The sequence below is a fragment of the Roseateles sp. genome, assembly GCF_036486225.1.
Classification (GTDB): domain Bacteria; phylum Pseudomonadota; class Gammaproteobacteria; order Burkholderiales; family Burkholderiaceae_C; genus Roseateles.
This window is the reverse complement of the sequence record NZ_DASVNZ010000184.1, coordinates 1-5,591: the sequence shown is the minus strand read 5'-3', so window position 1 is coordinate 5,591 and position 5,591 is coordinate 1. Positions and strand designations below refer to the sequence as shown.

Annotated in this window: 6 protein-coding genes; all 6 read left to right on the top strand. The window is 69.3% G+C overall.

Features of this window, described 5'->3' with window-relative positions; all coding sequences use genetic code 11:
• Positions 1-481, top strand: a 481-nt coding sequence (locus VF536_RS13115) for a TetR family transcriptional regulator C-terminal domain-containing protein (RefSeq protein ID WP_331615294.1), incomplete at its 5' end; no start/stop codon positions are given.
• A gap of 115 nt (positions 482-596) precedes the next feature.
• The gene (locus VF536_RS13110; protein WP_331615293.1) at positions 597-1,130 is read left to right on the top strand and encodes a sigma-70 family RNA polymerase sigma factor; all 534 of its coding nucleotides are present in this window, start codon (positions 597-599) and stop codon (positions 1,128-1,130) included.
• A complete protein-coding gene (locus VF536_RS13105; RefSeq protein ID WP_331615292.1) occupies positions 1,127-2,134 on the top strand; it encodes a FecR family protein in 1,008 nt (335 codons plus the stop codon). Before VF536_RS13110 ends, VF536_RS13105 begins: the two co-directional genes overlap by 4 nt.
• A 219-nt stretch (positions 2,135-2,353) precedes the next feature.
• Entirely contained in the window at positions 2,354-4,735 is a 2,382-nt protein-coding gene (locus VF536_RS13100; RefSeq protein ID WP_331615291.1) for a TonB-dependent siderophore receptor, read from the top strand.
• Position 4,736: 1 nt separating this feature from the next.
• On the top strand, positions 4,737-5,264 hold the full coding sequence (locus tag VF536_RS13095; protein WP_331615290.1) for a sigma-70 family RNA polymerase sigma factor: 528 nt from the start codon (positions 4,737-4,739) through the stop codon (positions 5,262-5,264).
• Positions 5,265-5,393: 129 nt separating this feature from the next.
• On the top strand, positions 5,394-5,591 hold a 198-nt coding region (locus VF536_RS13090), incomplete at its 3' end, for a SidA/IucD/PvdA family monooxygenase (RefSeq protein ID WP_331615289.1).

Sequence of the window (5,591 nt, the reverse complement as noted above, 5' to 3'; positions counted from 1 at the left end):
CGGCGTGCCGCAGGGGTCCTTCACCAACCACTTCGCGTCGAAGGAACAGTTCGGACTCGCGGCGCTGGAGCTGTATTTCGGCGCGATCCAGGACGTCATCGCAAAGACGCTGCGTAACGACGCGCTCGCGCCGACCCAACGCCTGCAGGCCTACATCGACGTCCACATCGCCGCCATCGCGGGCCACGGCTGCAAGCGCGGCTGCATGTTCGGCAACACGGCGGCCGAGGCCGCCGACGGCAGCGAGGCGATGCGGCTGCGCGTGGTCGAGATGCTCGACGAAGTCAACGCCGCGCTGACGCAATGCCTGAAGGCCGCGGTCAAGGCCGGAGAGCTGCCCGCCGGCACCCGCGCCAAGGACCTGGCCGAGACGATCACCTCCGCCTTCCAGGGCGCGATCCTGATGTCCCGGCTGCATCGCAGCACCGCCCCGCTGGAGCGCTTCAAGCGACACCTGTTCGCTTCGCTGGTCAAGGGCTGAGACAGTCCGCCCACGGGTCCTGGGCCCATGCATTGACCTGCCGCATCGGTTTGTGCGTAAATGCGAATCGTTTTTATTTGGAAACGACGCGCAGGTCGCCCCGCCGAGCCGCCCCATGCAAGACACGCACACCCTCGACATCACCGCCGTGGGCCACCTCTATCGTGGCCATCACCGTTGGTTGGTCGGCTGGCTGCGCCGGCGCCTCGGGTGTCCCCATCACGCGGCCGACCTGGCGCACGACACCTTCGCGCGCGTGCTGGTGCGCCGGGACGCCCTCACCTGGCATGCCGATCTGGGCGGCGGCAAGGCGCTGCTCAGCACCATCGCCCACGGCCTGATGGTGGACCACCTGCGCCGTGCGGCGCTGGAACGCGCGTTGCTCGAAGCCCTCTCGCTGATCTCACAAGACCAGGCGCCGTCGATCGAGGATCAGCAGGTGATGCTGGAGACCCTGGTCGAGGTTGACGCCGTGCTGCGCGGCCTGCCCGCCAAGGTCCAGCAGGCCTTCCTGCTGTCGCAGATCGACGGGCTGCCCTACGGCGAAATCGCCAGGGAGCTGGGCGTCTCGCTCAGTTCCGTCCAGCAGTACATGACGAAAGCGTTCAGCGCCTGCTATCAGGCTCGGCAAGGCATGTCGCTGCAATGACGAGTCCCCGCCTGGCACCGGGCGAATCACACCCGGCGGTCGTCGAGGCGGCCATCGAAGCGGCCGTGGCGTGGATGGTCAAGCTCCAGTCGGGGCGCGCGACACCCGAGGATCACGAGGCTTGCGAGCACTGGCGGCAAGAACGGCCGGAGCATGCGCAGGCGTGGGCCACGCTGAGCGGATTCAGCCAGCGGTTGAAGAACTTGCCGCCTTCGCTGGCGCGAAGCGCGCTGGCGGCGACGCGCGAACTCGAACGCGAGCGGGCCCCGCGTCGCCGGGCCCTGCTCAAGGGCGTGGCGCTGCTGGCCGGAACCGCGGGCATCGGACTGGCGAGTTCGCCCGATGGCGGTTGGAAGAGCCTCGCCGCCTCGCACCGTACCGGCGTGGGCGAGCGCCGACGCGTGGCGCTGGCCGACGGCAGCGTGCTCCATCTCAACACCGCCACGGCGCTGGATGTCCGCGTCAATGCTGGCGAGCGTTGCGTCGACCTCCTTGCCGGCGAGGTGCTGGTCGAGTGCGCCAGCGGCACCGACGGCACGACGGCGGGGCCTTTCGTCGTGCGCACGGCACAAGGCCGGATCCAAGCGGATGAAGGCCGCTTCATCGTCCGGCAACTCGCCGCACGAACCTTCGTGCAGGCGCTGGAGGGCTGGGTCGACGTGAGCCCGGGCAACGGGCAGCTCGCCAGCCGACGACTCGCGGCGGGTCGTCAATGGGAGTTCGACGCCCGCGGCGTCGGTGCCGTTGAAACGGCCGACGGCGGCGCGGGCGCCTGGATCGACGGCGTGATCGTGGCGCGCGACATGCCGCTCGCGGCCTTGGCCGCGGAGCTCTCGCGCTACCGCCACGGCTGGCTGCGCTGCGATGCGGCCGTGGCCCGGTTGCGCATCTCGGGCGTGTTCCCCGTCGACGACCTCCACCGCGTGGTCGCCGCGATCCAGCGCACCTTGCCGGTCCGGGCTCGCACGCTCACCTCCTGGTGGGTGACCCTGGAGGCGCGCTGAAACTTTTCTGAAGAATTTTTGCGAAGGGACTGCAGTTTTCGGCGACTCGTTCGGTTCACAGGAAAACCACCCCTCTTCCGACGAAAGGTTTCCATGACCGCCCGACGCCTCAGCGCCGCTTCAGCTCCCGTTTCCGCTTCCGCTCCCGCACCGGCTTCTTCCAGGACCTCGTTCAAGCGTTCGTCCCTGTCTGCCGCCAGCCTGGCAGCGTGCTTCGCCTTGCCGCTCGTTCCTGCAGCCGTTCTCGCACAGCAGAGCGCCAGCGGTACCGCCGCGTCCACCGCATCCGCGACGCGCAGCTTCAACATCCCGCCCGGTCCGCTGGATCTGGCGCTCAACCGCCTGGCCCGGAGCGCCGGCGTCCTGCTGTCCTTCGACCCCAAGCTGGTCGAAGGCCGTCAAAGCGCCGGACTGAACGGGACCTACACGGTGGACGCCGGTCTGCGCAGCCTGCTCGGCGACACCTCGCTGAAGGCGGTGGCCCAGGCCGACGGCAGCTTCGTGGTCGAGCGCGCGGCGCCCGATGAGGCAGCCGCCATGCCGTCGCGTACCTTGCCGGCGGTCCGGATCAAGGCGCGCACCGGCCTGCCGGCGAGCGAAACGACGGACCGCTACGGCGTCCCCGCCTCCAGCACGGCGACGCGCCTCGCGCTCTCGCCACGCGAGACGCCGCAATCCGTCACCGTCGTCACCCGCGCCCGCATGGACGACTTCGGCCTGCTCAACGCCAACGACGTGCTCGCCAGCACCACCGGCGTCTCCGTCGACGTGGTCGAGACCGACCGGACCTACTTCAACGCCCGCGGCTTCGACATCTCCAACTTCCAGATCGACGGCGTCGGCATGCCGTTCACCAACGGCGACCAGCTCGGCGACATCGACACCGCGCTCTACGACCGCGTCGAGGTGCTGCGCGGCGCCAACGGCCTGCTGTCCTCCACCGGCAATCCCGCGGCGACGGTCAACTACGTGCGCAAGCGGCCCACGGCCGACTTCCAGGCTTCGTTCGGCCTCACGCTCGGCTCGTGGGACAAGAAGCGCGCCGAGGGCGACGTCTCCGGCCCGCTCAACGAGTCCGGCACGCTGCGCGGCCGCGCCATCGTCATGGCCCAGCGCAACGAGTCCTTCATGGACAACTACGCCCTCAGCAAGAACCTGGTGGCCGGGCTGCTCGAAGCCTCGCTCGCGCCGCGCACGACGCTGACGCTGGGCGTCTCGCGACAGGCCAACCGCCCTGAAGGCACGGCCTGGGGCGGCCTGCCGCTGAACTACGCGGACGGCTCGCCCACCGACTACCCGCGCTCGACCGCCGCGGCACCGCGCTGGTCCCACTGGGACAACACCGACACCACGGGCTTCGTGGAGCTCGCGCACGCGCTGGGCAACGGCTGGAATGCCAAGGCGATGGCGAGCTACCGCAAGCTGAGCGCCGACGGCAAGCTCTTCAGCATCGCGGGTGCCCTGCCCGATCGCACGACGGGGATAGGCACGGAGAGCTGGCTCTCGACGCAGGTGACCGACGAAACCCAGAAGCTGTTCGATGTCAGCGCGTCCGGCCCCTTCGAACTGCTGGGACGCCGCCACGACGCGGTGGTCGGCATCAACACGGCGCGCGTCCACAACGAAGCGTCCTACCAGCGCGGCGCCGGCAACGGCACCGCGATCACGGCGCCCGACGGCTGGGGCAACTATCCCGAGCCGGCCTGGGACGGCGGCACGGGCTCGGCGGACTTCGTCAACCGGCGCGAGTCGATCTACGCGATGACGCGGCTGAACCTGGCCGATCCGTGGAAGCTGCTGCTGGGCCTCAACCACACCCGCATGCGCAGCGAGGGCCTGAGCTTCCGCGCGGTGCCGCGTGTCTACAAGGAAGCCGAGACCGTGCCCTACGTCGGCACCGTCGTCGACATCGACGCGCACCACTCGCTCTATGCGAGCTACACGAAGATCGTGAATCCGCAGACGCAGGTCGACGCGCGTCAGTCGCTGCTCGGACCGATCACCGGCAGCAACGTCGAGGCCGGCGCCAAGGGCGAATGGCTCAACGGCGAGCTGAACGGCTCGGTCGCCGTGTTCCGCACCAAGCAGAACAACCTGGCCGAGTACGCCGGCTTCGACACCGACGGCGGGTTCTCGTACTACCGCCGCATCGATGCGACGTCCACCGGGTTCGAGCTCGAGATGGCAGGCCGGCTGAGTCCCGACTGGGACCTGACGGCGGGCTACACGCAGCTGCGCCTGGAGGACGCCGCCGGCGCCGACGCCCGCACCTTCATCCCGCGCCGCACGGCGCGCCTGTCGGCGCGTTACCGCGTGCCGGCGCTGCCCCAGCTCAAGCTCGGCGCGACGCTGCGCTGGCAGAGCGACATCCACCGCGTCAACGGCACGCAGACCGCGCCCGATGGGTCCGACATCGTCGCGCGCCAGTCCGCCTATGCGGTGCTGGGCCTGATGGCGCGTTACGACTTCAGCGACCGCCTGAGCGCGCATCTGCTGATCAACAACGTGACCGACCGCAAGTATCTGGCCAGCCTCTACTGGGACCAGAGCCTGCACGGCGCCGGCCGCAACGGCCAGGTCACCTTGAACTGGAAGCTCTGACATGACGGCGCCGCAGTCGCCGTCCCCGCACCCCGTCGTCGCCGACTTCATCGCCCACCGCCCGCTGCTCAAGCGCGCGGCGTGGCGGTGGATGGGCGACCGCGACCTCGCCGACGACGTGATGCAGGAGGCCTACATGAAACTGATGCAGAGCACACCGCCGTCCGGCGTTCAACAGCCGGTGGCCTACTGCATGCGGGTCGTGCAGCACCTGTGCATCGACCACCTGCGCCGTCGCAAGACCGAGCAGCAACTGCGCGGCGAAGCGGACGAAGGCCTCGACCTCGAAGCCGTGACCGGCACGCCCGAGCACCAGGCCATCGGCCGACAGCTGCTGCAGTGCGTCGATCGCTGCCTGCGCGGGTTGCCCGCGCGCACGCGCCAGGCCTTCGTGCTGCATCGCGTGCACGGCCACACGCAGCAGGAAGTGGCGCAGCGGCTGGGCGTGTCGACCCCGCTCGTGAATGCCATGGTGCAGGACGCCATGCGGGCGCTGACACGATGCCCGGAGCTCGGACGTTCGAACTGAGCATCGTCGGAGTACCCCCTCGGTTCGCAGGTCCTCTTCCTGAATATTCGGCTGCGGGATCCGTCAAAGGGAGATAGCGCGCGCTTGACAACCGCGCTCCCCACTCTCAGCGACTGGAAGGCGGCCACGATGCCTGGCAACGATCCCCGATCCACCGACGCCGAGGTCCTTGATGTCATCGGCATCGGCCTCGGCCCCTTCAATCTCAGCCTGGCGTGCCTGATGGCGCCGCTGGCCGACGCGCCGGTGCCGTGCCGCGCGCTCTTCCTCGACAGCCACCGGGAATTCAACTGGCACCCCGGCATGCTGATCGACGAGACCACGCTG

What these genes read in the sequence shown, in the direction of transcription:
- VF536_RS13110 (WP_331615293.1), top strand. Translation starts at nt 597, where the DNA reads ATGCAAGACACGCACACCCTCGACATCACCGCCGTGGGCCACCTCTAT.
- VF536_RS13105 (WP_331615292.1), top strand. Translation starts at nt 1,127, where the DNA reads ATGACGAGTCCCCGCCTGGCACCGGGCGAATCACACCCGGCGGTCGTC.
- VF536_RS13095 (WP_331615290.1), top strand. Translation starts at nt 4,737, where the DNA reads ATGACGGCGCCGCAGTCGCCGTCCCCGCACCCCGTCGTCGCCGACTTC.